This window comes from Bradyrhizobium sp. SZCCHNS3052, assembly GCF_032484495.1.
Classification (GTDB): Bacteria; Pseudomonadota; Alphaproteobacteria; order Rhizobiales; family Xanthobacteraceae; genus Bradyrhizobium.
In genome coordinates, this window is record NZ_JAUETB010000006.1 from 23,483 (window position 1) to 48,991 (window position 25,509).

Consider the following 25,509-nt stretch of genomic DNA (forward strand, 5'->3'; position numbering starts at 1 on the left):
CGGTGTCCCGGAACCGAGCTCCCATTTCTTACACCGGCGAGGTTGGTCGATGCCAACCCGGATTCGATCGGCCCAGGCTCAGAACGAGGTACCGCCGCCGAACCGGAATTCCTGCGTCCGGTCGAACTGACCCTTGGTGAGCGGGATCGCGTAGTCGAAGCGCAGCGGACCGAACGGCGACGCCCACACCAGACCCACGCCGACCGAGGTCCGGACCTTGTTCTGGTCATCGAGCTGCAGACCAAGGCAGGTGCCGGCGTTGTTCGGGTTGCGCGTCGGCTTGATACAGCCGGGGGTATTAACCTCGCCCGTCGCAGCCCAGGACGTCGGACCCTGATAGCCCCACAGGCCGCCAGCGTCGGCGTAAACGGCACCCTTCAGGCCCGTCTCCTTGGGCAGGAACCAGAACGGCATCTGCAGTTCGAGCGAAGCGCCCCAGTACTTGGTGCCGCCCAGCGCGTCCTGCGTGCCGAATGGATTGATATCGCGCGGACCAATGCCGTTCGGAGCGAAGCCGCGAACCAGGTTCGGACCCATCTGGAAGTGATCGAGCATGCGCAGCTGCGTATTGCCGATCTTGTTCAGGATGCCGCCCTGGAGGTGGACGATGCTGACGATGTCCGACACCAGCGGGGTGAAGTACTTCGCATCGAACGCGGTCTTCAGGTACGACACATCGCCGCCGACACCCGCGAAGTCCTGCTTGAAGTCGACCAGCAGGCCGTCGGTCGGGTTCTTGTTGTTGTCGAGCGTGTTGTAGTTCAGCGTGTAGCCGAGTGCCGAGGTCAGCGTCGCGCCGTTCGCCAGCTCCTGGCGGACCGGCAGCGAGGCCTCGCCATTGGCAAAGCAGCCGAGACCGCCGTTCGGATCGGCGAGACCATTCGCATTGATGAACGCCGGCGTCGGATTGAACGGCACGAAGCGGTTGCCGATCAGGGTGCCGGCCGCGACGTTGTTACAGTCCGACAGCGTCGCCGGCAGCGAGATCTCCTGGCGGTAGATCGAGTAGCGCAGTTGCAGCGACAGGTCTTCACGCAACTGGAAGCCGAGGCGCGGGCTGAAGCCGAGCGTCTTGGTGCCGTAGGAGATGAAGTTGTTGGCGAGCTGCTGGCGCTGGTAGAGGTCGAGGCCCAGCGCGACCCGGTAGTCGAGCAGATAGGGCTCGACGAACGACAGCGAGTAGCCGCGGGCGAACTGGCCGTAGGTCACCGACGCCTTGGCGAACAGGCCGCGGCCGAGGAAGTTGCGCTCGGAGATCGAGACCTCGGCGAGTGCACCGTCCGTGGTCGAATAACCGCCGGAGATCGAGAAGTCGCCGGTCGACTTCTCTTCCAGGTTGACGTTCAGGACCACGCGGTCGCTCGAAGAGCCCGGCTCGGTGACGATCTTCACGTCCTTGAAGAAGTCGAGGTTCTTCAGGCGGCGCTCGGCACGGTCCACCAGGGCGCGGTTGTAGGCATCGCCCTCGGAGATATCGAACTCGCGGCGAATGACGTAGTCACGGGTGCGGGTATTGCCGCGGATGTTGATGCGCTCGATATAGGTGCGCGGGCCCTCGTCGATGGCGAACACGACCGACACCGTATGAGCCTCGAAGTTGCGATCGCCGCGCGGACGGACCACAGCGAACGCGTAGCCGCGCCGCGAGGCCTCGATCTGCATCTCCTCGACCGACTTCTCGATGTTCTCGACGTTGTAGAGCGAGCCGACGCTGACGCGCGAATATCCGCGCAGCGTGGTGGCGTCGAGCGTCGCGATCGACGACTGGAAGTCGACCGAACCGACCCGGTACTGCTGGCCTTCCTCGATCTTGAAGGTCACGAGGAAGCCCTTGCGCTCTGGATCGTACTCGCTGAGCGCAGCCACGACCTGCACGTCGGCATAGCCGTTCTTCAGGTAGAAGCGGCGAATCAGGTCGCGGTCGGCCTCGACACGGTCCGGATCGTAGACGTCGCCCGAGCCAAGGAAGCTCAGGAGGTTGGTCTCGCGGGTCTTGATGACGTCCTTGAGGCGATAGGACGAGAAGGCGTTGTTGCCGACGAACTCGATCGACTTCACGCCGGTCTTCGCGCCTTCCTCGATCGTGAAGATCAGGTCGACGCGGTTGTTCGGCTGCTCGATCATTTCCGGCGTGACGCGCACGTCGTAACGGCCCGAGCGGCGATAGATCTCCGCGATGCGCTGGGCGTCGGACTGCACCATCGGGCGCGACAGCGTGCCGCGCGGCTTCGACTGCACTTCCGTCTGGAGCTGCTCGTCCTTGACCTTCTTGTTGCCCTCGAACGCGACGCGGCCGATCACCGGATTCTCGACGACCGTGACGATCAGGCGTCCGCCCTGGCGGTTGATCTTCACGTCGGAGAACAGGCCGGTCTCGATCAGCGCCTTGAGGCCGTCATCGACCCGGCCGGCGTCGAGCGTCCCGCCGGGGCCCGGCTTGAAGTACGAGCGGATGGTCTCCAGCTCGACGCGGCGGTTACCGACCACTTCGATCGAGTTGACCGTCTGAGCCGCAGCTGGCGACGAAAGAACCACGCTCGCCAGCGGCAAAGCCACCGGGCCGGCGAACATGATAAAGGCGGCCGCCAAGCCCCCCCGCACCCGCAATCCGAACTTCATGCGCTACGCGCCCTTATATTCCGTTGCCGGTTCCGTACCCCTACGAACCCGACAGATTCCCATTTGTCGTTCGCTTGTAGCCAATTTGGACCCGGCGGCAAACGCCGGATCTCTCTGAATTTTCAAATTCGTTTCAAAACGTTGCCCAACGGCCACGTCGTAAAAAAGCCGCGCTCAGGACCCGGCGAGGTGAAGGATATCGTTATAGGTTGCAAAGACCATGAGCATGAGGACCAGCCCGAGGCCGATTCGGAACCCCATCTCCTGCGCCCGCTCCGACAGCGGCCGGCCGCGGACGGCCTCGACCCCATAGAACAACAGGTGTCCGCCATCGAGCAGCGGAACCGGGAACAGGTTCAGGAGCCCGATCGAGACCGACAGCGTCGCGCACAGTTGCACAACGAACTGGAAGCCGAGGCTGGCTGCCTGTCCCGAGAGTTGTGCGATTCGGATCGGACCGCCGACGTCGCCGGCGCTCCCGGCGCCCGCGAACAGCGAGGCGATGAACTTGAAGGTCGTGGAGATGATGAACCAGACCTGCTCGAAACCGATCTTGATCGACTCGAGGAACCCGACGGGGATCGACCGCGATTCGTCCGGCTTGGCGTTGTACTGGATGCCGAGCACGCCGATCCGGTGGCTGTTGCCGAACAGGTCCTTGACCTCCTTGAGCGCCGGCGTCGCCTTCAGGGTGAGTTCCGTGCCGTCCCGCTTGATCAGGAAGGACAATTCGGTGCCGGCGCTGACCGAGACGACGCGCTGCATGTCGGCGAAGGTCTCGATCTCCCGGCCGTCGATGGCGGCGACGACGTCACCGTCCTTGAAGCCGGCCTGGGCCGCGACGCTGTCCGGCTGGACGGCATCGACCCGCGGGGTCGTGTTCGGCTTGCCGAAATACAGCGCCATGCCGGCGAAGATGATGACCGCGAGGATGAAATTGGCGATCGGGCCGGCCGCGACGATCGCAGCGCGCTGACCGACGGTCTTGTGGTGGAAGCTGTCGGCCCGCTCCTCGGCCGTCATCTTGGCGAGCGCCTCGGCCGAAGGCGTCGAGGCCTCGGATTCGTCGCCGAAGAACTTCACGTAGCCGCCGAGCGGGATCGCCGAGATCTTCCAGCGGGTGTTGTGGCGGTCGTTGAAACCGATCAGTTCTGGGCCAAATCCGAGCGAAAACGTCAACACCTTCACGCCGGCCCAGCGTGCGATCAGGAAATGGCCGAGTTCGTGGAAAAACACCACGATCGTCAGCACGAACAGGAACGGGACGATGTAGCCGAGAAGGCCGTGGCTCAACGTATTGAAGATATGGTGGAAAAATTCCGACATCGATGACCTTCCCGATGGGCCGGTGGCCCGTCCAACCCTTTAAGATGCTTTTGCGGCGATTTGAGGCAAGAGGCCGGAGGCCCTTTTTCGCGCGTCATGGTCAATGGCGATGGCGTCGTCCGCCGAGGTCAACGGTGCCAGATTACCCGAACGCGTCCAGTCCTCGAGGGTCGCCTCGACCAGCCGGGCGATCGCACCGAACCGGATGTGACCAGCGATGAAGGCCGCGACGGCGACCTCGTTGGCCGCGTTGAACACCGTCGTGGCGCCGCGCCCGGTGCGCAGCGAATCGTACGCCAGCCGCAGACCGGGGAACCGCTCGAAGTCCGGGGCCTCGAAGGTCAGCGTGCCGATCTTGGCGAGATCGAGCCGGGCCGACGGCCCCTTGATGCGCTCCGGCCAGCCCAGGCAATGGGCGATCGGAATCCTCATGTCCGGCGCGCCGAGCTGCGCCACCACCGAACGGTCGGAGAACTCGACCATGCCGTGGACGATCGACTGCGGATGCACCAGGACGTCGATCTCGTCGGGCGACAGCGCGAACAGGTAGGACGCCTCGATCACCTCGAGGCCCTTGTTCATCATCGAGGCCGAATCGATCGTGATCTTCTGGCCCATGCTCCAGTTCGGATGTTTCAGCGCCTGGGCCAAGGTCGCCTGCTCGATATCGGCCGGCGCCCAGGTGCGGAACGGGCCGCCGGAGGCGGTGATGATCACCCGCACCAGTTCCTCGCGATTGCCCGAGGACAGCGCCTGGAACAGCGCGTTGTGCTCCGAATCGGCCGGCAGGATGCAGGCGCCAGCCCGCGCAGCCCGCTCCATGAAGAAATCGCCGGCACAGACCAGGCATTCCTTGTTGGCGAGCGCCACGGTCGCTCCGCGGTCCACCGCGGCGAGCGCCGGCTTGAGGCCGGCGGCGCCGGAGACGGCGGCCATGACCCAGTCGGCGGGACGGGCTGCCGCCTCGATGATGGCGCTCTCCCCTGCCCCGCATTCGATCCCGGTGCCCGCCAGCGCGTCGCGCAGCTCGTCGAGGCCGGCCGGATCGGCCACCGCCACGAAGCGCGGGTTGAACTCCCGGGCCAGCTTCACCAGGCCCTGGACGTTGCTGTTGCCGGTCAGCGCCTCGACGCGGTAGCGCTCCGGCGCGCCGCGCACGAGGTCCATGGTCGAATCGCCGATCGAGCCGGTGGCGCCGAGCACGGTGACGCTGCGCACCTCCGCGAGACCGGCCTTGTTGTTCCGCAATGGCACTGCGCTCATGTTCTCACCAAACAATCTCGACCGGCCAGCCGCGCTGCCGGTCACCAAACCAGAAGACCGCGGCCGACGCCATCGAGGCCGCCGCGCAGCAAACCGAGCAATGCGGCGACGACGATCGCCGCGACATAGCCGTCCAGGCGATCCAACAGGCCGCCATGGCCGGGAATGATGTGACTGGAGTCCTTGACCCCGAACTGCCGCTTCACCGCAGATTCGAGCAGGTCGCCGAGCTGCGAGACCACCGACAGCGCCGCGGCGAGCATGAGCATCGCCATCAGGCCGCCGGCGCCGGCCATCGACCAGGCGGCCGCGGCGACGAGGCTGGCGGCGAAGCCGCCGACGGCGCCGGCCCAGGTCTTGTTCGGGCTGATCCGCGGCGCGAGCTTCGGCCCGCCGATGCTGCGGCCCGCAACGTAGCCGCCGATGTCGCTGGCCCATACGACCAGAAACACCAGCACCAGCGCATGCCATCCCTCGGCCGCATCGAAGCGCACCAGCACCGAGCCGAGCTCGGCGGCCGACGCGTAGGCGAAGCCGGCGGCCACCCAGGCGCGACGTCCCGCAGCGAGCGCCGTGACCGCGACCAGGCCGAGCCCAAGCACGACGACGGCGAAGTCGATCAGGCCATAGGCGCAGCAAAGGCCGGCAACGCCGATGGCCAGTGCGCCGGCCGTGCCGACGCTGGCCGTGCGAACCTCGCCCACCACCATCAGCCATTCGAGATACAGGCCGACCGCGACGACCGTGACCAGTGCGGTCCAGAATACGCCGCCGGCATAGGCGGCGCCGAGCGCCAGCGGCACCAGCACCAGCGCCGCCGCCACCCGCATCACCAGATTGCTGGTTGCAGCCTTTTTCGGCGGCGCGGGATCATTGCGCTGCGCGGCGTTGGCGGCGTCTCTCACGGCTGCGGTATCCGGTTTGGTCACGAGGCGGTTTTCGCCACGAGACCGCCGAAGCGGCGTTCACGCCGGCCGAACTCGGCGATCGCGCCCTCCAGCGCGGCCTTGTCGAAGTCGGGCCAATGGATCGGCACGAACACCAGCTCGCTATAGGCCGCCTGCCACATCAGGAAGTTGGACAGCCGCTGCTCGCCGCTGGTGCGGATGATGAGATCGGGATCTGGAATATCGGGCGCATCGAGATGAGCGCCGATCGCATCGGCATCGATCGAAGCCGGATCGCGCCGGCCCTCGGCGACCTCGCGGGCCAGACGCTGCGCCGCGCGCGCGATCTCCTGGCGCGAGCCGTAGTTGAAGGCGACCACGAGCGTGAGCTTGGTGTTGCCCCGGGTCAGTTCCTCGGCCTCGCTGAGAAGCGCGCAGATGTCGGGCTCGAGCCCGTCGCGCTCGCCGATCACCCTGACACGCACGCCGTCGCGATGCAGGGTCGCGAGATCGTTGCGGATGAAGCGGCGGAGCAGCCCAAACAGGTCGCCGATCTCGCTGGCCGGACGCGACCAGTTCTCGGACGAGAACGAGAAGATGGTGAGATAGCGAATGCCGAGCTCATGCGAGGCGCGCACCACGCGGCGCAATGCCTCGACGCCACGGCGATGCCCTTCCGCACGCGGCAGCCCGCGGGCCGCAGCCCAGCGGCCGTTGCCATCCATGATGATGGCAACATGGGCCGGTCCGTCGGACCGGTCCGGCGCCTCCGTCATCGGGGCCGCGGCATTGGACATCAAGCGCATCCTTCAGACGGTGAGGATTTCCTTTTCCTTCGCCGCCAGCAGCTGGTCGATCTCCGAGATCACGCTGTCGGTCGCCTTCTGCACATCGGCAGCGAGGCGCTCCTGATCGTCCTCGGACATCTCGTGATTCTTCTCGAGCTTCTTGAGGGTATCGAGACCGTCGCGGCGGACATGGCGGACGGCGACACGGGCAGCTTCCGCATATTTATGCGCGACCTTGACCAGCTCCTTGCGCCGCTCCTGGTTGAGCTCGGGAATGCGCAGCCGGATCACCTGGCCTTCGGTCGCCGGCGACAGGCCGAGGTTGGAATCGACGATCGCCTTCTCGACGGCCTTGACCATGGAGCGGTCCCAGACCTGCACCGAGAGCAGGCGCGGCTCGGGAACGGAGACGGTCGCGAGCTGGTTGAGCGGCATGTGCGAGCCATAGGCTTCGACCTGGACCGGCTCCACCATCGACGCCGAGGCGCGGCCGGTGCGCAGGCCGCCGAGCTCGTGCTTCAGCGCCTGGGTCGCGCCCTGCATGCGGCGCTTCAGTTCGTTGAGGTCGAAATTGCCCGTGCTCATCACGCTTTCCTTTCTGCAATCCGGGGCGTTGCGGCCGGCTCTGCCAGGCCTTGAAATGCCTGCGGCCGGACTCGGGCGACTCCCGGATGAAATCCTGTCTCGCTTACGCTTCTACCGCAGGCTCGGGATCGGTCCAACACCGGCGGCCGACGGTGCCGCGGCTCACCCCGCGACGATGGTGCCGCGGCTCACCCCGCGACGATGGTGCCGCGCCCTTCGCCCTGCAGCATCGCGCCGATCGAGCCCGGTTCGGCAATGGAGAACACAATGATAGGCAGCGACGTTTCCCGGGCAAGGGCGAATGCGGTCGCGTCCATGACCTTGTAGCCGCCTTCGATGGCCTGCGAATGGGTCAGCCGGTCGAAGCGCTTGGCGGCCGGATCCTTCTTGGGATCGGCGCTATAGACGCCATCGACATTGGTGGCCTTGAGCACGGCCTGGGCACCGATCTCGGCCGCCCGCAAGACCGCTGTGGTATCGGTCGTGAAATAGGGATTGCCGGTGCCGCCCCCGAGCACGACGATGCGTCCTTCGGCCAGCGACTTGTGCGCCGCAGCGCGGGTGAACAGCTCGCACACCTCCGGCATGACGAAAGCGGAGAGCGCCTGCGCCGGGGTGCCCTTGCGCTGGATGGCGGCTTCCAGCGCCAGGCAGTTCATGACGGTGGCGAGCATGCCCATGGTGTCGCCGGTCGGACGCGACACGCCCTGCGACGAGACCTCGACGCCGCGCACCATGTTGCCGCCGCCGACCACGACCGCGATCTCGACGCCGAGCTTCTGGGCCGCGATGAGGTCATCGGCGATGCGGTCGACGGTCGGCTGGTCGATGCCGAAGGAATGAGGGCCCGCGAGATATTCGCCGGACAGCTTGACCACGACGCGACGATAGACCGGCTCAGCCATGTGCCAATGCTCTCCTATCCCGCGCGTTGAGATCCGGCGCGAACGACGCGCCGGATCGTGACTGTGCTCAGTCGTTACTTCTTGCCGCTGGCGGCGGCGACTTCGGCAGCGAAGTCGGTCTCTTCCTTCTCGATACCCTCACCGAGGGCATAGCGGACGAAACCGGCAACCTTGATCGGACCGCCGACCTTGCCTTCGGCTTCCTTCAGCGCCTGCGCGACCGACTTGCCGCTGTCGTGGATGAAGGCCTGCTCGAGCAGGGTGACTTCCTTGTAGTAGGTCTTCAGGCCGGACTCGACGATCTTCTCGATCACGTTTTCCGGCTTGCCCTGCTGACGATACTTGTCGGCGAGCACGTCCTTCTCGCGCTTGACGAGCTCCGGATCGAGACCCGCCGCATCGATCGCCTGCGGATTGGCCGCGGCGACGTGCATCGCGAGCTGACGGCCGAGCACGGCGAGCTCGTCGGTCTTGCCGGGCGACTCCAGCGCCACGATCACGCCGAGCTTGCCGGCACCCTCGATGACGGCGCCATGGACGTAGCTCGACACGACGCCCTGGCTCACTTCGAGCGAAGCCACACGCCGCAGCGTCTGGTTCTCACCGATGGTGGCGATCGAATCGGCAATCGCGGCCTCGACCGTGATGCTGCCCACCTTGGCGGCCTTGATCTTCTCCACGTCGGCCCCGACGTCGAGCGCGACCTGGGCAATCATCTTGACCAGACCCTGGAAGTGCTCGTTGCGGGCGACGAAGTCGGTCTCGGAATTGACCTCGACGACCACGCCCTTCTTGCCGGAGGTCAGCGCGCCGATCAGACCCTCGGCCGCAACGCGACCGGCCTTCTTGGCGGCCTTCGACAGGCCCTTCTTGCGCAGCCAATCCTGCGCGGCCTGCATGTCGCCGCCGTTCTCGGTGAGCGCGGCCTTGCAGTCCATCATGCCCGCGCCGGTCGACTCGCGCAGGTCCTTCACCATCGCTGCGGTGATATTAGCCATCGTTGAACGTCCTTTTGCCTGTCCAAAGCGCGACGCAGCGGATGGCTCGTCGCCGCCCGCTGCCAGGAAAAACCTATCTCAGTCGCGATGGCCGGCGTGAGACGCCGGCCAGAATGGTGTTGTGTCGTCTTACGCGTCGGCGAGCGACTTGGCCTGCGCGACCCAGGCATCGGCCCGGCTCGGGAGACCGACTTCTTCGCCGATCTGGTGCGCGGTGTCGTGGTTGAGCTCGGCGAGCTGCCAGTAGTGGAAGATGCCGAGGTCGTTGAGCTTCTTCTCGATCGCACCGGACACGCCGGTGAGCTTCTTGAGATCATCGGCGGTGCCGCGCGGACCAGGCAGACCCTGGAACGTCGAAGTGGACGCAGCCGGAAGATCTTCCTCGAGCGGAGCCGCCGAGGCGCCGACGTCGATCCCGAGCTCGCCCTGCGCGCGCGAGATGCCGTCGATGGCGGCCCGCGCGATCAGGTCGCAGTACAGCGAAATGGCGCGGCCGGCGTCGTCATTGCCGGGCACGACGTAGGTGATGCCCTTCGGATCGCAATTGGTGTCGACGATCGCGGCCACCGGGATCTTGAGGCGCTGGGCCTCCTGGATCGCGATGTCTTCCTTGTTGGTGTCGATCACGAAGATCATGTCGGGCAGACCGCCCATGTCCTTGATGCCGCCGAGCGAGCGGTCGAGCTTGTCGCGCTCGCGCTGCAGGGTCAGCCGCTCCTTCTTGGTGTAGGAGTTGGCTTCGCCCGAGGACAGCACCTCGTCGAGATGACGCAGGCGCTTGATCGAGGCCGAGATCGTCTTCCAGTTGGTCAGCGTGCCGCCGAGCCAGCGCGAATTGACGAAATACTGCGCGCAGCGCTTGGCTGCATCGGCCACGTTGTCCTGCGCCTGGCGCTTGGTGCCGACGAACAGGATGCGGCCGCCCTTGGCGACGGTGTCGCTGACGGCCTGCAGCGCCGTGTGCAGCAGCGGCACGGTCTGGGCGAGATCGATGATGTGGATGTTGTTGCGGGCTCCGAAAATGAAATCGGCCATTTTCGGATTCCAGCGGTGAGACTGGTGACCAAAGTGCACGCCAGCTTCGAGCAGCTGACGCATCGTGAATTCAGGCAGCGCCATTGGATATTCTCCGGTTGATTCCTCCGGAAACGCGTGAGCAAAAACGGGCCGTCAAGGCCCGGCTTGCCACCGGACGCCCTCTAGGAGAGCCAAGTTTCCGTGTGAGATGGCGCGCTATATAGCCGGATTTTGGCGCAACGCAAGGAAAATGGGCTCATTCGGCCTGCAGAAGCTCGACCATCGCCGTCCGGGCCTGCCCCTCCTGCAGCGGAACGAAGTCGACCGGACCCTTGTTGTCGGCGCCCGACGAGGCCGCGGCCATGACGCCCATGCCGAGCAGGCCGAACGCCATGCCGCCGCCCTGCATAGCCCTGGACCGATCACTGGGCCTGATCGAGAAGAAATAGGTCCGCCCCGGCTCTGTGTTGAAATCGAGCACCGAGTCGCCTGGGAACAGGGTCTGGGTGGCGACGAGGTGGTGCGGACCGGCCGGCCGGTCGACGTAGACATAGGTCCCGGGGATCAGGCGGCTCAGCGCGACGCCGTCGACCTTGGCGTCGCACGTGGTCCGGTCCAGCCAGGCATCCTTCAAGCTCATGATGATGATGCGGGACTGCCCGGCACGCGGCGCCCCGATCTTCTGTGACACCACAGCGTATTCGGTGCCTTCCTTGCCTGTCAGGCATCCTGATACCAGAAATGCCGCTCCCAATCCCAACAGCGCTCGCCTGTTCATTGCCCCCCTCCCCGTAGAAACCCGGGCTTCGAGGCTATGACGGGAACCAGGAAACTTTCAACCTCCGGGAGCAAAGACAGTGGAACTGTGATCAGCGCTCCACACCGGCCGGGGCCAGCGCGGCGCGGTCGGCATCGAGCTTCGCCCTCAGCCGCGCGGCGTCTCCGAAGAAGGTCTGATCGTCCTGCACCGGGACCAGGCGCAGGGACGGCGGCATCAGCACGTGGCTGACATTGGGACGGCCGGAATTCGCCAACGCCTCCGACCGCTGCACGGTCTGGATCGCGATCGCGACCACCAGCAAAAGGCCGACCACCAGGCCCTTGGCGAGCATATGAGTGCGTCCGACCTCACGCAGATGCAGCAAGCAGGTCGCGGCGAGAACGATCCACGAAACGACGTAGCCGTAGGTGAAGACAGCGGTCCAGGTCAGGGCGAACGAGGCAATCTGGGCGAACTCGCTGTAGACCCAGAACGCAATCAGACCCGCCTGCGCGATCAGGAGGTGGCGCAGAAAATGCGAGCGGCCGGAAAACAGCCGCGCCAGCAGCGCCCAGACGCCAACCCATGCGACGACCACCCCGATCATCGTGACGGTCGGCACAAGATAATCGGACAGATGCGCCTCGGAGGTCTGCGCAAACCAGGTCATCACCGCGTTGATCGCGAGCAGCACGGCACCGAGGGCGATCGCGGCGATGATCGGCAGCGCCCCGCGTTCGGAGCCCGCGAGGCGCTCCGGCTCGACGGCATGGCCGGCGTCGCGGACCCGCAGCAGCGTCTGGCCGATCCGGATCGGCTTGGCGCCGTCGAGGACGAGCTGCGGCTTCCGGCTCTTGCCGCGATCGAGAAAGAGGCCATTGGCGCTGCCGAGATCCTCGGCGACCAGGCGCCCCTCGCCGTCGCGGAAAATTCGCACATGGCGCGCGGCGACATAGGGATCGTCGAGGATGACGTGATTGTCGTAGCCGCGGCCGATGCTGATCTCGGCGGCATCGACGCGGAAGCGGCCGGCGACGTCGCGATGCTTGGAGAGGATCTCGATCCAGATCATCGTGCGACCTGCAGGCGTTCGAGGAAGCTCTTGCCGAGGCGCAAGGCGTCGTCATAGGCGATCGCCTGCAGGTTCAGCCGCGACACCAGCGCCTCGTCGGCATGGTCCTGCGTCACCGCGACCAGCACGACGTCATAGAGGCCGTCGAACTCGCGATAGCCCTGCGCGCACCACAGCACGCGTAGCGGCGGATGAGCGGCCGCCGGCGTCACGCCGACGAAATCGGCATGGCAATGCTGCGGCGTGTACCATTTGCGGAACGAGCCGCCCTGGGTGAGTCGCGGCTGCGCCAGCTGCGTCAGCACGGTCGCGAACTGGAATTGATTGAGGTCGATCGATTTCGCGTAGGAGTGGCTGACCTCGACCACGCCGGTGTTGAGGTCGGACGCGACATAGACGCTGGCCTCGGCCTTGCAACTGGTCGAATTGATGCTGGCGCGCGGCTTCGGCGACGCGCTGGCATTGGTGCTCGCCCAGCATTCGAACCAGCCCGCGCGCGTCTCCGGCGCCTGATAGGAGCCGAACACCCGATCGCGGAAGCCCTCCTCGCCCAGCGACTTGTAGAGCGCTCCACGCCAGCTCGTAAGCTGCGCGATCACGTCCTTGTGCAGATCGGCCGCCGCCGGCCTGGCATCTTGGCCGCGCGCCAGAAGCGCGGCCGCGAAGCGGGCGGGCACCAGGAAGCTGATGAGCTGGCCGCCGCGGCGCGTGGCGACGTTGATGCCGACCACCTGGCCTTGCGCATTCACCGCGGGCCCGCCGCTCATGCCGGGATTGAGCGCGCCGGTGAAATGGATGTGATCGTTGTAGCTGTGCTCGACGAGACCGTTATACGTTCCCTCGATGATGGTGAAGCCGAGGTCGAGCGGGTTGCCGAGCGAATAGAGCCGCTCGCCTTTCGGCAGGCTGCCGTCGAGCGCGGCCTTGTCGAACGAAAAAAACGGCGCGTTCTGCTTGTCGACGCGAACGAGCGCGAGATCGTTGGGCAGGTCGACAGCGAGCAACGTGACGCCGCCCTGCGTGCCATCGGCTCCCGTATATTCGAGCCGGTATGTCTTCGGCTCGAGTGCTGCATCCGACACAACGTGATAGTTCGTGACCGCGAGCCCGTCGGCGGAGACCAGAAAGCCGGATCCGGTCGAGGTCTGGCGGCCGGCATCGGCCACGAGCGTGCGGATCTGGAGCAGGCGCGGCGGCGCCGAGGCATAGACGGCTTCGGCGCCCGGCAGCGCTTGCGCATCGCTTGGCGATGGCAGGCCGGCGATACCGACGCCGCAAAGCGCGGCCATGATTGAGCTTCGCAAAGACAGCGTGCGCAAGGTCCCGACAAACGCTGATATCACTGATGCCCCCGCAACACGTCGTCGGCCGTCGACGTCCTGCGCCCACGATCGATCAGTCCGGCGGTCCGGCCATATCGAAAACAGGCCGATGTTGCAACCGCGCCGACCTCAGGCCAACGCGCGGCGGCTCAGCAATGCGGGACGTTCGGCGGACATCTCTTGCCCGGCGGCGGGGCCGCCGGACGTGGCGGCGGCGGCGCGGGCCGCGCCATCGGCGGCGGCGCCGGCCGGGCCACGGCGGCCATCGGCGGCGGACTGGGACGCGCCATCTGCGGTGGAGGCGCAGGACGCGCCATCGGTGGCGGAGCGGACGGACGCATGACTTGCGGCGGCGGCGGCGCCGGCCGAGGTGGCGGAGCCACCCGAACCATCGGTGCAACCGGCGGTCGTGGCGGCGCCGGTGGCGGGCTCAGACGCGCCGTCGCCGGTGGTGGCGGCGGGCGGCGCTGGATCTGCGGTGGCGTCGCCTGCTGAATGCGCGGGCTCACCTCAGGCCCGCGCGGAGCGGCTGACGGCATGACCGGACGGGACGGCGTCACCGATGGCCTTGCGGGCTGCGGCACGACTGCGCCCGGCGGCGTGCGGTTCGCGCGCAGATCCTGGCGCGCGGGCGGTGGCAGCGCGGCAGAGGGCGATGCCGGTGCCGGCTGGCGCAGATTAGGAGCCTGAACCGATGGTGGCACCGGCGGACCACCGCGACCGGGCACCGGCAGCGGATTGACATTGGCATGCCCCTGCCCGGGTCCCGTCATGGCGGGCGAGGGTCCGCCCGGCGGAGCGTTGGCCTGAATGGCCGGTGCTGCACCGGGCCGGACCGTGGGATTGGTGAGCGGTCCTCCCGGCGGCGGGACCTTGCCCTGCTGGATCAGCGTGGCGCGCTGCGCGACGGCCGGCGGCAGGGCCGGTGCCACCGCCACGGCCGGCGTCGTCACGGCCGCGGGGCCCGCGGTGATCGGCGCGGCCGGCGGCGCCGGACGATTGATCACGGTGTTGATGACGGTCGGGTTGTGGATGTTCTGGTAGATGATGTTGTTCGGCGGCGGCGCAACGAAAGCCGGCGCCCGGACGTAGACCGGGATCGGCACGAACACCGGCCGCGGCAGGATGAACAGGCCGACCGGCGCGAACGGCGGCGCCAGCTCCACGAACTCCGGCGGAGGCGGCGGCAGGATGTAGACCGGCGGCGGGGGCGGCGGCACGAAATCGAATTCGGGATCCGAGAACAGCAGCACCGGACGTTCGACATAGATCACCTCGTCGAGCGGCGGCGGCGGCACGTCATATTCGATCATCGCGAAGGTCGGCGGCGGCGCCGGCTGTGCCGACAACATCGCCAGCCGCCGCCGGGCGTCTTCGGCATGCGCGCCATAGGGATAGCGCTTCAGGTAGGACCAATAGGCCTCCGGGCTGTCGGTGCGAAACGTCCGTCGCCAGGTCAGCGCCTCGCGGCGAGCGGCGACGAGGGCGCGCACGCGCCGCGCCAGCGGGTCGCTCGGATAGGCGGCGATGAAATCCTCATAGCCCTGCAGCGTGTCGCGCTCGAGCGCCGCGGCATAGGCCTCCTGCACCGGCAGCTCGCGGATCGGGCGCGAGCGCAGCGCCGCGGTCTGCTCCGGCGAATCCGGCGTGGCCGGCGCGTCCGGCGCCCGCTCGAAGAAGGTGAAGGCGGCCTGGATCTTCTGCGCATCCCACGGCACCTGCGCGCCCTTGGTCTCCTCGTTGACGCGCAGCCGCAGCCGGTCGAACACCTCCGGCAGCGACAGGCCGCCGGAGCGGATCATCTCCGCGAGCGAGCGCGCGTAGACGCCGTAGGCGCCGGTCTCGTTCGGCGCGATCGTGCCCGGCGCCGCATTGAAGGCGATCAGCATGTTGGCATCGGGCTCGACCAGCGCCAGGCCGCCGGCGATCGCCGGACCGCTGGCGATGAAGGGCTGCTGGCGGGCGGCATCGAGCACCACGACGCTGGCCTTCACCGGCGTCGCCGCAAGCTGGCGGATGTAGTCGCTGAGGCGCAGGCCTTCGGTCGGAATGTCGACGTCGCTGCCGATGTTGGCGTCGACGGGAAGAAAATAGTTCTCGCCGGCGAGCTGCATGCCGTAGCCGGCCAGATAGACCATTGCGACGGTGTTGGTGTCGGCTGACTGGGCCTTGTGAATGAAATCGCGAAAGCTCTTGCGCAGCGTGTCGGCATCGAGATCGCGCGCGCCGACCACATCGAAGCCCGCGGCCTGCAGCGTCTGCGCGATCAGGCCGGCGTCGTTGGCCGCCGTCGCCAGCGGGCCCTTGGCATAGGCCCCGTTGCCGATCACCAGAGCGATACGCTTTTCGGCGCCGGGCTGCTGCGCTGCGGCAAGCCGCGGCAAGGCCGCCAAGGCGAGCAGGCAGAGCGAGACACTCAGGACGATCTTCGCGGTGATCTTGGTCAAGCGCATGGTTCAAGCCCCTTCGAGGCACCCGCCGCGGATTCAGCGGGAGAATGGCTGAACCGCGGTTGAACGGAGGCATGTCCGTACAGCCCACGCGCAGCTTTTTTGTTCCTCGTCCCCCCGTTCGACCAGCAAGATCGCCGGACGCAGCCGCTCCAGCGGAACGATCGCCTCGATTACAGCTGCTGCACGTCGACCACGCCGGTCACCGCCTTGATGGCACCTGCGATTTGTGGCGAAACCTTGAAGCGCCCCGGCAGCTTCATCTCGACCTCGGTTTCGAGGTCCAGCATCATGACCAGCGACACCTCGCCTTCGCCTGCTGCGGTGCGGGGCGCCAACGGCGGCGCGGCGCTCTTGGCGATCGCCCCGTTGCCATTGACCGCGGCACCTTCCGGCCCCTGCAGGCGCTTGACGATGGAATCGAGCGGCTTGGTGTCGCGCAGGAAGATGCGCAATCCGCGCTGCGTCTTGGCGGCGGCATCATCGAGCGGCTCGGCATGCAGCACCCGCGCGCGGACATCCTCGCCCTGCAGCTCGGCGCCGAGCTGCAGCAGCACCGCCGCGCCCGGCTCGAGCACGTCGCGATATTGTGCGAGGCCCTCAGAGAACAGCACGGCCTCGAAATGGCCGGTCGGATCCGACAGACCCATGATGCCCATCTTGTTGCCGGTCTTGGTGCGCCGCTCCATGCGCGACACCACGGTGGCGGCAACCTTGCCCGCGGTCGCGCCGGTCTTCACCGCACGCGAAAACTCGGCCCAGCTCTGCACGCGCAGGCGCTTCAGCGCCGCCGCGTAGTCGTCGAGCGGATGGCCCGACAGGAAGAAGCCGATCGCATCATATTCGCGCCGCAGACGCTCGGCCGGCAGCCAGTTCTCGATGTTCGGCAGGATGATCGCGGGCGCATCGGCGGCGTTGCCGAACATGTCGTTCTGGCCGGAGGTGGCGGCCTCGTGCGCGCGCTGGCAGGCGGCGACGATCGCGTCCGCGCCGGCGAACACGCGGGCGCGGTTCTTGTCGAGCACGTCGAACGCACCGGCCGCCGCCAACGTCTCGATGATGCGCTTGTTGATCGCACGCGGATTGACGCGAGAGGCGAAGTCGGCGAGCGAGGTGAACGGGCCGCCCTTGTTGCGGGCCTCGACGATCATCTCGATCGCCTGCGGGCCGACGCCTTTCAACGCCGCGAGCGCGTAGAAGATGGTGTTGCCGCTGACCTCGAAGGTCGGCCCCGAGCGGTTGATCGACGGCGGCTCGACCTTGATGCCGAGGCGCTGCGCCTCGGCACGAAATTCCGAGAGCTTGTCGGTGTTGTTGAGATCGAGCGTCATCGACGCCGCGATGAACTCCACCGGATAATGCGCCTTCATGTAGGCGGTGTGGTAGGACACCAGCGCATAGGCGGCCGCGTGCGACTTGTTGAAGCCGTAGTCGGCGAATTTGGCGAGCAGGTCGAAGATCGTGTCGGCCTGGTCCTTCGGCACGCCGTTCTTGACGGCGCCTTCGACGAAGCGGACACGCTGCTTGTCCATCTCGGCGCGGATCTTCTTGCCCATGGCGCGCCGCAGGAGGTCGGCTTCGCCGAGCGAATAGCCGGACATCTGCTGCGCGACCTGCATCACCTGCTCCTGGTAGATGATGACGCCGAAGGTCTCCTTCAGGATCGGCTCCAGGATCGGGTGCAGATATTCCGGCTCCTCCTCGCCGTGCTTGCGGGCGCAGTAGGTCGGGATGTTGGCCATCGGACCGGGACGATACAGCGCCACCAGCGCGATGATGTCCTCGAAGCGGTCCGGGCGCATGTCGATCAGCGCACGCCGCATGCCCTGGCTTTCAACCTGGAACACGCCGACCACGTCGCCCCGCGCCAGCATCTGATAGCTCGGCGCGTCGTCGATCGGCAGGGTCGCGAGATCGACGTGGACGTCGCGCTGCTTCAGAAGCTTCACGGCGACGTCGAGCACGGTCAGCGTCTTCAGGCCGAGGAAGTCGAACTTGACGAGGCCGGCGGGCTCGACCCACTTCATGTTGAACTGGGTGACCGGCATGTCCGATTTTGGATCGCGATACATCGGCACCAGCTCGCTCAGCGGCCGGTCGCCGATGACGATGCCGGCGGCGTGGGTCGAGGCATGCCGCGTCAGGCCTTCGAGGCGCATCGCGATGTCGAAGGCGCGCGCCACCACCGGGTCCTCGTCGCGGAAGGCCTGCAGCTTCGGCTCGCCCTCGATCGCGGCGGCGAGCGTCACCGGCGCGGCCGGATTCTGCGGCACCAGCTTGGTGAGCTTGTCGACCTGCCCGTAGGGCATCTGCAGCACGCGGCCGACGTCGCGCAGCACACCGCGCGCCTGCAGCGTGCCGAAGGTGATGATCTGCGCCACCTGGTCGCGGCCGTAGCGCTGCTGCACGTAGGAGATCACCTCGCCGCGGCGGTCCTGGCAGAAGTCGATGTCGAAGTCCGGCATCGAGACGCGCTCGGGATTGAGGAAGCGCTCGAACAGCAGCGCGAACCGCATCGGGTCGAGGTCGGTGATGGTCAAGACCCAGGCGACCAGCGAGCCTGCACCGGAGCCGCGGCCCGGTCCCACCGGGATGCCGTGCGCCTTGGCCCATTTGATGAAGTCCGACACGATCAGGAAGTAGCCCGCGTACTTCATGCGCATGATGACGTCGAGCTCGAAGGCGAGCCGCTTCTGATAGTCCTCCTCGGTCATGCCCGGCGCCATGCCGTGCACCTTGAGGCGCCGCTCCAGACCCTCCTCCGCCTGTCGCTTCAGCTCGGCGGCCTCGGCGCTGGCGGCGTCCACGGCATCGCTGCCGGTGCCGGCGCCGACCGTGAAGAACGGCAGGATCGGCTTGCGCGTCCGCGGCCGGTACGAACAGCGCTCGGCGATCTCGATCGTCGAGGCCAAGGCCTCCGGAAGGTCGGCGAACAGCACCGCCATCTCGGCACGGGTCTTGAAGCGGTGATCCGGCGTCAGCTGCACGCGCTCGGTGTCGGCGATCAGATGGCCGCCGGCGATGCACAGCAGCGCATCATGCGCCTCGTAGTCGTCGGCGGTCGCGAAATACGGCTCGTTGGTCGCGACCAGCGGCAGGCCCTTGCCATAGGCGATATCGATCAGGCCGCCTTCGACGCGGCGCTCGCGGTCGACGCCGTGGCGCTGCAGCTCGATGTAGAGGCGGTCGCCGAACAGGCTTGCCAGCCGCTCGCAGCGCTGCGTCGCAAGTGCCGCCATGTCGTGCTGGATCGCGAGCGAGATCGGCCCATCGGGCCCGCCCGTGAGCGCGATCAGACCATCGACACCCTCGTTCAGCCACTCGAACTTGATGTGCGGCGCCTGGTGCGTCGGCGTCTCCAGGAAGGCGCGCGAGTTCAGCCGCATCAGGTGGCGGTAGCCCTCCTCGCGTGCGGCGAGCAGGACGATTCGCGAGGGCTGCGCGACCGCGCCGGCATTGCGGGCATTCGGGTCCATGTCGCCGAAATCGATGGCGAGCTCGCAGCCGGCAATCGGCTGGATGCCATAGCTCGCCATCTTGTCGGAGAATTCGAGCGCACCGAACATGTTGTCGGTGTCGGTCAGCGCCAGCGCCGGCTGACGGTCGGCCTTGGCGAGTTCGCCGAGCTTGCCGATCTTGATCGAGCCCTTCAGCAGCGAATAGGCGGAATGGACGTGGAGATGGACGAATCCGGCGCTGGACATGCTCGCCTTGCAGCTTCCCTGGGGCTTGTTCCGAGATCACGGTGCGGGGCCAAGCCTTGGGCTCGGCTCGAAGTCATGAACCGCCATGACCCTAGACCCCGACCGACTCGCTCCGCATCATATCGGACGCCCTCCGGCGAGTCCGGCGCCCTCGCCTGCCTTGTCCCCAGCCGCTGCGCTCGGAAAACTAAAGCTGTGGAATGATTTGCGCCCAGAGCGCGATCATGCCGACGAACAGCGTGATCGACGCCAGCGCGGCGGCTTCTTGAACGAAAACCTTCAGCATCGGGACCTCCCTGAGTCAGAACATATGAAGAACAATGTTCCTTTTTTGTTCTCAGGTCAAGCGCGCTGATCGGCTCATCGCCGCGCCGGCACAGCAAATGGTTAACCCGCCTCCGCAAACAAAAAGCCCCGGCGCGAACGCCGGGGCTTTCCAATCCGCCGATCGAGCGAGGATCGACTCAGTACCGCGTCGCGACCGGGCCGCCGAAGCGGTAGTTCAGGCGGGCGGTGAACAGATCGACGTCCTGCTTGATGCTGTCGGAGCCGAGCGCGCCGAAGCTGACGGTCTGGCGGTCCATGAACAGATGGTCGTACTCGACGCCCAGCGACCAGTTCGGCGCAAAGCCGTATTCGACGCCGGCACCGACCACGCCGCCCCAGCGCGTGTCGTCGTTGGAGGCGAGGAACGCGCCGGTCGCCGCATTGGTGATCGTGTACTTGTTGCTGGTCACGGCCGCGCCGCCCTTGGCGTAGAGCAGCACGTTGTTGATGGCGTAGCCGACCTGGCCGGTGAACAGGCCGAACGCATCGGTCTTGGTGCGGTTACGCGTTCCGAACAGCGCGCTCTGATTGTCGCCGGTGAGGTCGGCCCAGTTGCCCTGCGCCTCGACGCCGAACACGATCTGGCCCATCTGCCAGCGATAGCCGACCTGGCCACCGACGGTGCCGCCGGATGCATCATGCGAACCCTCGCGGCCGCCGCCGACCAGATCCCAGGTGTTCTCGCTCCAGCCGCCGCCACCGTTCGCGCCGATGTAGAAGCCGCTCCAGTCATAGATCGCAGCCATCACCGGCGGCGGTGCCTTCGTGTAGGGACGCGCAGCGAGATCCGCGGCAAGCGCCGGCGAGGCCAGCACCACGAGCGCCGTCGTCGTCAACAGAAGTTTCTTCATCACAGGTCCAGTCTCGTCTCATTTGGCCCCCAGGCCAGCCGCACCTCTTACCGATCTGCGCCACAATTGCTGTAGCCGCTCGGTCACAGCTCGCTGCTGAAAGGCCACGAGACATGTTAGGAAATTAATCTTTAATCACAGTGTGTTGATGGAACTTTCCAGCTTGCAATCGAGGGCCGACCGACTACACACGCGTGAGGGCCGTCGCGCCGGCGCTTCGCCATGAAGCGCGCGCGTTCTGGTCATCAAGGGATGAAGGGAGATCGTTGATGCGTGAGGTTTTATTTGCGGCCCTGGCTGCAGCCGGCCTCGTGGTCGCAACCCATGCGCCGGCTCACGCCGTCGGTGTCAGGCATGCGTTCTGTCTGCAGGGTGATGAGTTTCCGGGCTTGAGCCACTGCACCTTCGACACTTACGCGCAATGCCAGGCGACGGCGTCGGGACGCCTGCTGAACTGCATCGCGAACCCCTATTTCGCCGGTGTCAGCAATGACCCGCGCGCGACGCCCTATCCGTATCCGCACAGGCAGCGGATCAGGCCGCGTCCGCCGGCGCCGAATCCCTACGCGCCGTTCCCCAACCCGTTCGTGTTCGAAGAGGACTGACCCGTCCCCGCCTTCGACCCAGCGAGCCGCCGTCTCAGGCCATACCATCGAAGGTTCGTCGAAGCCGCGGCTTCGACGAACCGGAGCAATCAAGGGTGACGTTGCGTCAGCGCATCATCCCGAAACCCGGGCCGAACTTGTAGTTCAGCTTCACGAGCCCGATGTCGACGTCCTGCTTGATGCGATGAGTCATCGCGGGCGCGCCGGCCGCGGCGACGAAGTTCAGGTTCTTGTTGCCCAGGAAGATGTGGTCGTACTCGACGCCGACCGACCAGTTCGGCGCAAAGCCATATTCGAGGCCGGCACCGATCGTACCGCCCCAACGCGTCGTGTTGGCGCGATCGAGCATCACGTTGGTGCCCGTGGTGAAGGTGTCGTAGCGATCGCCGACGACCGCGGCACCGCCCTTGATATAGCCGAGAATGTTGTCGAAGGCATAGCCGACCTGGCCGGTGAACAGGCCGAAGCCGTTGGTGCGTGAACGGTCGCTGACATTGGGAAGAATCAGGTTGCGATTCGTGCCCTTGAAATTCGCCCAGTCGCCCTGCGCCTCGACGCCGAACACCCAGTTGGCCATCTGATAGCGGTAGCCGACCTGGCCGCCGACGGCCGCGCCGCCGCCACCGGAGCAGCCTTCGCGGTTGGCTGCCGGGTTCACCGCCACACCGGCGTTCGAAACCAGATTCCAGCAATCCCGGCTGGAACCTCCGCCGGCGTTGAAGCCGACATAGAAGCCGCTCCAGTCATACACCGTCGCCACGACGGCGGGCGGCGCCTTGGTGTACGGCCCCTTCTTCATTGGAAGATCAGCTGCGAATGCAGACGTCGCCGCGGCGATTGCGCCGAGCCCCACCGTTGCGCCGAAAAGCGTCTTCATCATCGAACTCCGTAGCTTCTGTCCCAAAGTCCCCAGGCCCCCTGGTTCCGTGCGAAAAACATGCAGCGCGACGAAGCGACTATGCCACCCGCATTCGCTCCGCCGACATCAACCGATGTGCAGATCAGAACCATTCTTTCCGGCTTTTATGGGATTGGACGCAAATGCCTGTTTTTCAAGGCTTTGCCGGCAACATGAACAAACAACTAATAAGATGTAAGGAGGAGTCGTGGCCGGCGTCCATCCATGGCCACAATGCGAGCGACGGCAAAATCGTGATCGGGAAACTCCCGGTCACGGAACGACCCCTGTCACGTCTCAGTCGTGAATTCTTCAGGGCAGCACGACGAGTCTTGCGAATGCGTAGCATCATCATGCGCAAAGCGGACGAATGTGTGGTGCTTCCCGGCCGACGCGGAATGCACGCTCGTCCGGAGCGGCATCGTCATCACGTGTAGTAGATCGCCAACTTCAGCGCGGGATCGCCGTTGGACTGGAAGGTCGCGTATCGCAGCCTCACGCGGCCCTTCTTCGGATGCTCGAGCAGCTTTTCGCCCGCAGCAAGCGCATTGACGTCGTGCGCCGCCCACAAGCCATCGAACTCGCGGCTGCCACGCCGCAGCCGCGCGATCAGATCGACGAAGGCGGGATCGCCCGCCCACAGATCATAGGTCGCGCGAAACTGCGCGACCATGCGTTGCGCCAGCTCCTTCCATTGCGCGCCGAACAGCCGGCGCACGCCGGGCTTGCACAGCATCAGCACCAACGTGTTGCGCTCATCGTCGGCGAGTTGCGAGAAGCCGAAGATCTCGTCCGCCGCCGCATTCCAGGCGAGCACATCCCATCGCCGTCCGGAGATGTAGGCCGGCTGGTTCAGACTCTGCACGAGTTCGCGCAGTCGGGGCGGCACCTGCTCGCGCACGAACGGCTTGCGCGCAGGATCGCGCACCAGCGCCTTGAGATGAGCATGCTCGGTTCGGCTCAGGCGCAGGGCGCGCGCCAGCGCATCGATGGTGGATGAGGACGGCTTTACCGCACGGCCCTGCTCGATTCGGATGTACCAGTCGACACCGATGCCGGCGAGCTCGGCCACTTCCTCCCGCCGCAGCCCCGCGGTGCGTCGCCGCCGCCCGGCCGCGAGCCCGACCGCCTGCGGCGTCAGCTTCTCGCGCCGCGAGCGCAGGAAGTTGCCGAGCTCGGCATGTCTTGGATCACTCATCTCCGAGATCACTCATGGTTCGCCCCCGATGGCGGTGCGCCCAGCCTGGGCTTCTTCAATCCTAGGATAATACCAGGCCTTCTTGCGCGTAGGATAGACCGGCAGACTGGTGCCTCGCCATCGCGAAAATGGAGAAGATCATGAAGGCCGCAGTGCTCAAACGATTTGGATCGCCGCTCGAGATCGAGCATGTCGAAGACCCCGTGCTCGGCACCGGCGAGGTGATCGTCGACATCGCCGCAGCCGGCGTGCTGTCCTATGCGAATGAAGTGTTCAGCGGAGAACGCAAATATCTGCTGGAACTGCCGGTCATCCCGGGAACGAGCGGCATCGGCAGGGTCAGCGCGCTCGGCCCCGATGCCACGCATCTTGCGATTGGCGACTGGGTGTTCTGCGATCCGACGGTGCGCTCACGTGACAATGCGCTCGCCCCCGACATAACCCTGCAAGGCCTGAGCGCGCGCGGACCGGGCGGGCTCAAGCTACAACGGCATTTCCGGCACGGCTCGTTCGCCGAGCGCATGCGGCTGCCAACGGAGAACGCCAAGCCGATCGGTGTCATCGATGCCCGCGACGCGGCGCGGTGGTGCGCGCTCGGCACCCTGCTCGTGCCCTATGGCGGCTTTCTTGCCGCCAATCTGCAGGCGGGCGAGACCGTGCTGGTCAGCGGCGCCACCGGCAGGTTCGGCAGCGCCGCAGTCGCGGTGGCGCTCGCCATGGGCGCCGCTGCGGTCGTGGCGCCCGGTCGCAACGAGGCCATGCTGGCCGAGCTCCAGCGCCGGTTCGGCGCACGCATCCATCCAGTCACGCTGTCGGGCCATGAAAGCGAGGACACCGAGCGCATCAAGCGCGCCGCGCCCGGCCCGATCGACTGCGTGCTCGACATCATGCCGCCCTCGGTCACGACCAATGTCGTGCGGACCGCCGTGATGACCGTACGTCCCTATGGGCGCGTGGTGCTGATGGGCGGCGTCGGCATGCTCGGCGGCCCCGGGCTTGAGCTGCCCTATCCCTGGATCATGCGCGACTGCATCACCATCCGCGGCGTTTGGATGTGCCCGCCGACAGCGACAGTGAAGATGGTGGGACTGATCAGGGCCGGACTGCTCGACCTCGCGCAGTTCGAGCCGACCTGTTTCGACCTCGACCATGCCAACGACGCGGTCGCCCATGCCGCCGCCCATCGCGAGCCGTTCAAGATGACGGTGATCAGGCCCTGACTGCGGCCGGACTCAGTCGAGCTCGACGACCTTGCCGCCGACGATGGAGACGCGCCGGTCCATGCGGCCGGCCAGCTCCATGTTGTGGGTCGCGATCAGCATCGCGACCCGCGTGGCCTTCACGAGCTGCATCAGCGCGTGAAAGACGTGATCGGCGGTGCCAGGATCGAGATTGCCGGTCGGCTCGTCCGCCAGCAGCGCACGCGGCGCATTGGCGACCGCACGCGCGATCGCGACGCGTTGCTGCTCGCCGCCGGAGAGCTCGGCCGGGCGGTGCTTGATGCGCTCGCCGAGCCCGAGATAAGCCAGGATCTCGGTCGCCCGCTTCACCGTCTCGGACCGTTTCAAGCCGCGGATCATTTGCGGCAGCATCACGTTCTCCAGCGCCGTGAACTCCGGCAGCAGCCGGTGCGACTGGTAGACGAAACCGATGTCGGTCCTGCGCATCTGGGTGCGCTCGATGTCGGTCAACTGCGACGTCGGCACGCCCCCGACATAGACCTCGCCCTCGTCGGGACTCTCCAGGAGACCCGCGATGTGCAGCAATGTCGACTTGCCCGAGCCCGACGGCGCCACCAACGCCACCGACTGACCGGCCCACAGCGCCAGCTTGGCGCCATCCAGAATGGTCAGCTGCTGCTCACCCTGCATGTACCGCCGCTTGATCTCGTGGAGATAAACGACCGGCACATCCTCGGCCCCCTGCTCGTCCAT

General features: G+C 66.4%; 20 protein-coding genes. 2 read left to right on the forward strand and 18 right to left on the reverse strand.

Annotated elements, in window-relative coordinates; genetic code table 11:
- Positions 1-78: 78 nt before the first annotated feature.
- The 15 genes from bamA to QX073_RS19865 form a co-directional block, all read right to left on the reverse strand.
- Positions 79-2,619 carry an outer membrane protein assembly factor BamA gene (gene bamA / locus QX073_RS19795; protein WP_316226238.1) on the reverse strand — a complete coding sequence of 847 codons (2,541 nt, stop codon included), beginning with the start codon at positions 2,617-2,619 and terminating at the stop codon, positions 79-81.
- Between the two features lie 174 nt (positions 2,620-2,793).
- Positions 2,794-3,945 carry an RIP metalloprotease RseP gene (rseP, locus tag QX073_RS19800; protein WP_316165248.1) on the reverse strand — a complete coding sequence of 384 codons (1,152 nt, stop codon included), beginning with the start codon at positions 3,943-3,945 and terminating at the stop codon, positions 2,794-2,796.
- A gap of 39 nt (positions 3,946-3,984) precedes the next feature.
- Complete coding sequence (gene dxr / locus QX073_RS19805) at positions 3,985-5,208, reverse strand: 1-deoxy-D-xylulose-5-phosphate reductoisomerase (protein ID WP_315711602.1); 1,224 nt, start codon at positions 5,206-5,208, stop codon at positions 3,985-3,987.
- Positions 5,209-5,249: 41 nt separating this feature from the next.
- The gene (locus QX073_RS19810) at positions 5,250-6,137 is read right to left on the reverse strand and encodes a phosphatidate cytidylyltransferase (RefSeq protein ID WP_315827148.1); all 888 of its coding nucleotides are present in this window, start codon (positions 6,135-6,137) and stop codon (positions 5,250-5,252) included.
- Positions 6,134-6,892, reverse strand: a complete 759-nt coding sequence (locus QX073_RS19815; RefSeq protein ID WP_315827149.1) for an isoprenyl transferase — start codon at positions 6,890-6,892, stop codon at positions 6,134-6,136. The genes QX073_RS19810 and QX073_RS19815 overlap by 4 nt, the downstream gene beginning before the upstream one ends.
- A gap of 12 nt (positions 6,893-6,904) precedes the next feature.
- The gene (frr, locus tag QX073_RS19820) at positions 6,905-7,468 is read right to left on the reverse strand and encodes a ribosome recycling factor (RefSeq protein WP_315711599.1); all 564 of its coding nucleotides are present in this window, start codon (positions 7,466-7,468) and stop codon (positions 6,905-6,907) included.
- Positions 7,469-7,656: 188 nt separating this feature from the next.
- Positions 7,657-8,373 carry a UMP kinase gene (pyrH, locus tag QX073_RS19825; RefSeq protein WP_315711598.1) on the reverse strand — a complete coding sequence of 239 codons (717 nt, stop codon included), beginning with the start codon at positions 8,371-8,373 and terminating at the stop codon, positions 7,657-7,659.
- A gap of 74 nt (positions 8,374-8,447) precedes the next feature.
- Positions 8,448-9,371: a translation elongation factor Ts gene (tsf, locus tag QX073_RS19830; protein WP_316226239.1), complete on the reverse strand. Its 924-nt coding sequence runs from the start codon at positions 9,369-9,371 to the stop codon at positions 8,448-8,450.
- A gap of 129 nt (positions 9,372-9,500) precedes the next feature.
- Complete coding sequence (locus tag QX073_RS19835) at positions 9,501-10,490, reverse strand: 30S ribosomal protein S2 (protein ID WP_315711596.1); 990 nt, start codon at positions 10,488-10,490, stop codon at positions 9,501-9,503.
- A gap of 154 nt (positions 10,491-10,644) precedes the next feature.
- Positions 10,645-11,166, reverse strand: a complete 522-nt coding sequence (locus QX073_RS19840; RefSeq protein ID WP_315711595.1) for a hypothetical protein — start codon at positions 11,164-11,166, stop codon at positions 10,645-10,647.
- Between the two features lie 91 nt (positions 11,167-11,257).
- Positions 11,258-12,220, reverse strand: coding sequence for an FHA domain-containing protein (locus QX073_RS19845; RefSeq protein WP_316226240.1), 963 nt, complete (start codon positions 12,218-12,220; stop codon positions 11,258-11,260).
- A complete protein-coding gene (locus tag QX073_RS19850) occupies positions 12,217-13,509 on the reverse strand; it encodes a serine protease (RefSeq protein WP_315827151.1) in 1,293 nt (430 codons plus the stop codon). Before QX073_RS19850 ends, QX073_RS19845 begins: the two co-directional genes overlap by 4 nt.
- A 182-nt stretch (positions 13,510-13,691) precedes the next feature.
- Positions 13,692-15,995, reverse strand: a complete 2,304-nt coding sequence (locus tag QX073_RS19855) for a caspase family protein (RefSeq protein WP_316226241.1) — start codon at positions 15,993-15,995, stop codon at positions 13,692-13,694.
- A 170-nt stretch (positions 15,996-16,165) separates the two neighbouring features.
- A complete protein-coding gene (gene dnaE / locus QX073_RS19860) occupies positions 16,166-19,696 on the reverse strand; it encodes a DNA polymerase III subunit alpha (RefSeq protein ID WP_316170123.1) in 3,531 nt (1,176 codons plus the stop codon).
- A 464-nt stretch (positions 19,697-20,160) separates the two neighbouring features.
- Positions 20,161-20,874 (reverse strand): outer membrane protein, encoded by a 714-nt coding sequence (locus tag QX073_RS19865; RefSeq protein ID WP_315750905.1) that lies wholly within the window; start codon positions 20,872-20,874, stop codon positions 20,161-20,163.
- Positions 20,875-21,143: 269 nt separating this feature from the next.
- Between QX073_RS19865 and QX073_RS19870 the strand changes: the two genes are divergently transcribed.
- Positions 21,144-21,479, forward strand: a complete 336-nt coding sequence (locus tag QX073_RS19870) for a DUF3551 domain-containing protein (protein ID WP_315711587.1) — start codon at positions 21,144-21,146, stop codon at positions 21,477-21,479.
- A gap of 106 nt (positions 21,480-21,585) precedes the next feature.
- Here the strand turns inward: QX073_RS19870 and QX073_RS19875 are convergent, their stop codons facing one another.
- Positions 21,586-22,359: an outer membrane protein gene (locus QX073_RS19875; RefSeq protein ID WP_315711586.1), complete on the reverse strand. Its 774-nt coding sequence runs from the start codon at positions 22,357-22,359 to the stop codon at positions 21,586-21,588.
- Between the two features lie 445 nt (positions 22,360-22,804).
- Positions 22,805-23,575 (reverse strand): helix-turn-helix transcriptional regulator, encoded by a 771-nt coding sequence (locus QX073_RS19880; RefSeq protein WP_316191336.1) that lies wholly within the window; start codon positions 23,573-23,575, stop codon positions 22,805-22,807.
- Positions 23,576-23,715: 140 nt separating this feature from the next.
- Between QX073_RS19880 and QX073_RS19885 the strand changes: the two genes are divergently transcribed.
- Complete coding sequence (locus QX073_RS19885; protein ID WP_316191337.1) at positions 23,716-24,795, forward strand: zinc-binding alcohol dehydrogenase family protein; 1,080 nt, start codon at positions 23,716-23,718, stop codon at positions 24,793-24,795.
- 12 nt (positions 24,796-24,807) lie between these two features.
- Here QX073_RS19885 and QX073_RS19890 read toward each other — a convergent pair whose 3' ends face one another.
- The gene (locus QX073_RS19890; protein WP_231324716.1) at positions 24,808-25,509 is read right to left on the reverse strand and encodes an ABC transporter ATP-binding protein; all 702 of its coding nucleotides are present in this window, start codon (positions 25,507-25,509) and stop codon (positions 24,808-24,810) included.

What these genes read in the sequence shown, in the direction of transcription:
- bamA (WP_316226238.1), bottom strand. Translation starts at nt 2,619, where the DNA reads ATGAAGTTCGGATTGCGGGTGCGGGGGGGCTTGGCGGCCGCCTTTATC.
- QX073_RS19875 (WP_315711586.1), bottom strand. Translation starts at nt 22,359, where the DNA reads ATGATGAAGACGCTTTTCGGCGCAACGGTGGGGCTCGGCGCAATCGCC.
- dnaE (WP_316170123.1), bottom strand. Translation starts at nt 19,696, where the DNA reads ATGTCCAGCGCCGGATTCGTCCATCTCCACGTCCATTCCGCCTATTCG.
- QX073_RS19880 (WP_316191336.1), bottom strand. Translation starts at nt 23,575, where the DNA reads ATGAGTGATCCAAGACATGCCGAGCTCGGCAACTTCCTGCGCTCGCGG.
- dxr (WP_315711602.1), bottom strand. Translation starts at nt 5,208, where the DNA reads ATGAGCGCAGTGCCATTGCGGAACAACAAGGCCGGTCTCGCGGAGGTG.
- QX073_RS19885 (WP_316191337.1), top strand. Translation starts at nt 23,716, where the DNA reads ATGAAGGCCGCAGTGCTCAAACGATTTGGATCGCCGCTCGAGATCGAG.
- QX073_RS19865 (WP_315750905.1), bottom strand. Translation starts at nt 20,874, where the DNA reads ATGAAGAAACTTCTGTTGACGACGACGGCGCTCGTGGTGCTGGCCTCG.
- tsf (WP_316226239.1), bottom strand. Translation starts at nt 9,371, where the DNA reads ATGGCTAATATCACCGCAGCGATGGTGAAGGACCTGCGCGAGTCGACC.
- QX073_RS19870 (WP_315711587.1), top strand. Translation starts at nt 21,144, where the DNA reads ATGCGTGAGGTTTTATTTGCGGCCCTGGCTGCAGCCGGCCTCGTGGTC.
- QX073_RS19855 (WP_316226241.1), bottom strand. Translation starts at nt 15,995, where the DNA reads ATGCGCTTGACCAAGATCACCGCGAAGATCGTCCTGAGTGTCTCGCTC.
- QX073_RS19840 (WP_315711595.1), bottom strand. Translation starts at nt 11,166, where the DNA reads ATGAACAGGCGAGCGCTGTTGGGATTGGGAGCGGCATTTCTGGTATCA.
- pyrH (WP_315711598.1), bottom strand. Translation starts at nt 8,373, where the DNA reads ATGGCTGAGCCGGTCTATCGTCGCGTCGTGGTCAAGCTGTCCGGCGAA.
- QX073_RS19815 (WP_315827149.1), bottom strand. Translation starts at nt 6,892, where the DNA reads ATGTCCAATGCCGCGGCCCCGATGACGGAGGCGCCGGACCGGTCCGAC.
- QX073_RS19845 (WP_316226240.1), bottom strand. Translation starts at nt 12,220, where the DNA reads ATGATCTGGATCGAGATCCTCTCCAAGCATCGCGACGTCGCCGGCCGC.
- QX073_RS19835 (WP_315711596.1), bottom strand. Translation starts at nt 10,490, where the DNA reads ATGGCGCTGCCTGAATTCACGATGCGTCAGCTGCTCGAAGCTGGCGTG.
- QX073_RS19850 (WP_315827151.1), bottom strand. Translation starts at nt 13,509, where the DNA reads ATGGCCGCGCTTTGCGGCGTCGGTATCGCCGGCCTGCCATCGCCAAGC.
- frr (WP_315711599.1), bottom strand. Translation starts at nt 7,468, where the DNA reads ATGAGCACGGGCAATTTCGACCTCAACGAACTGAAGCGCCGCATGCAG.
- QX073_RS19890 (WP_231324716.1), bottom strand. Translation starts at nt 25,509, where the DNA reads ATGGACGAGCAGGGGGCCGAGGATGTGCCGGTCGTTTATCTCCACGAG.
- rseP (WP_316165248.1), bottom strand. Translation starts at nt 3,945, where the DNA reads ATGTCGGAATTTTTCCACCATATCTTCAATACGTTGAGCCACGGCCTT.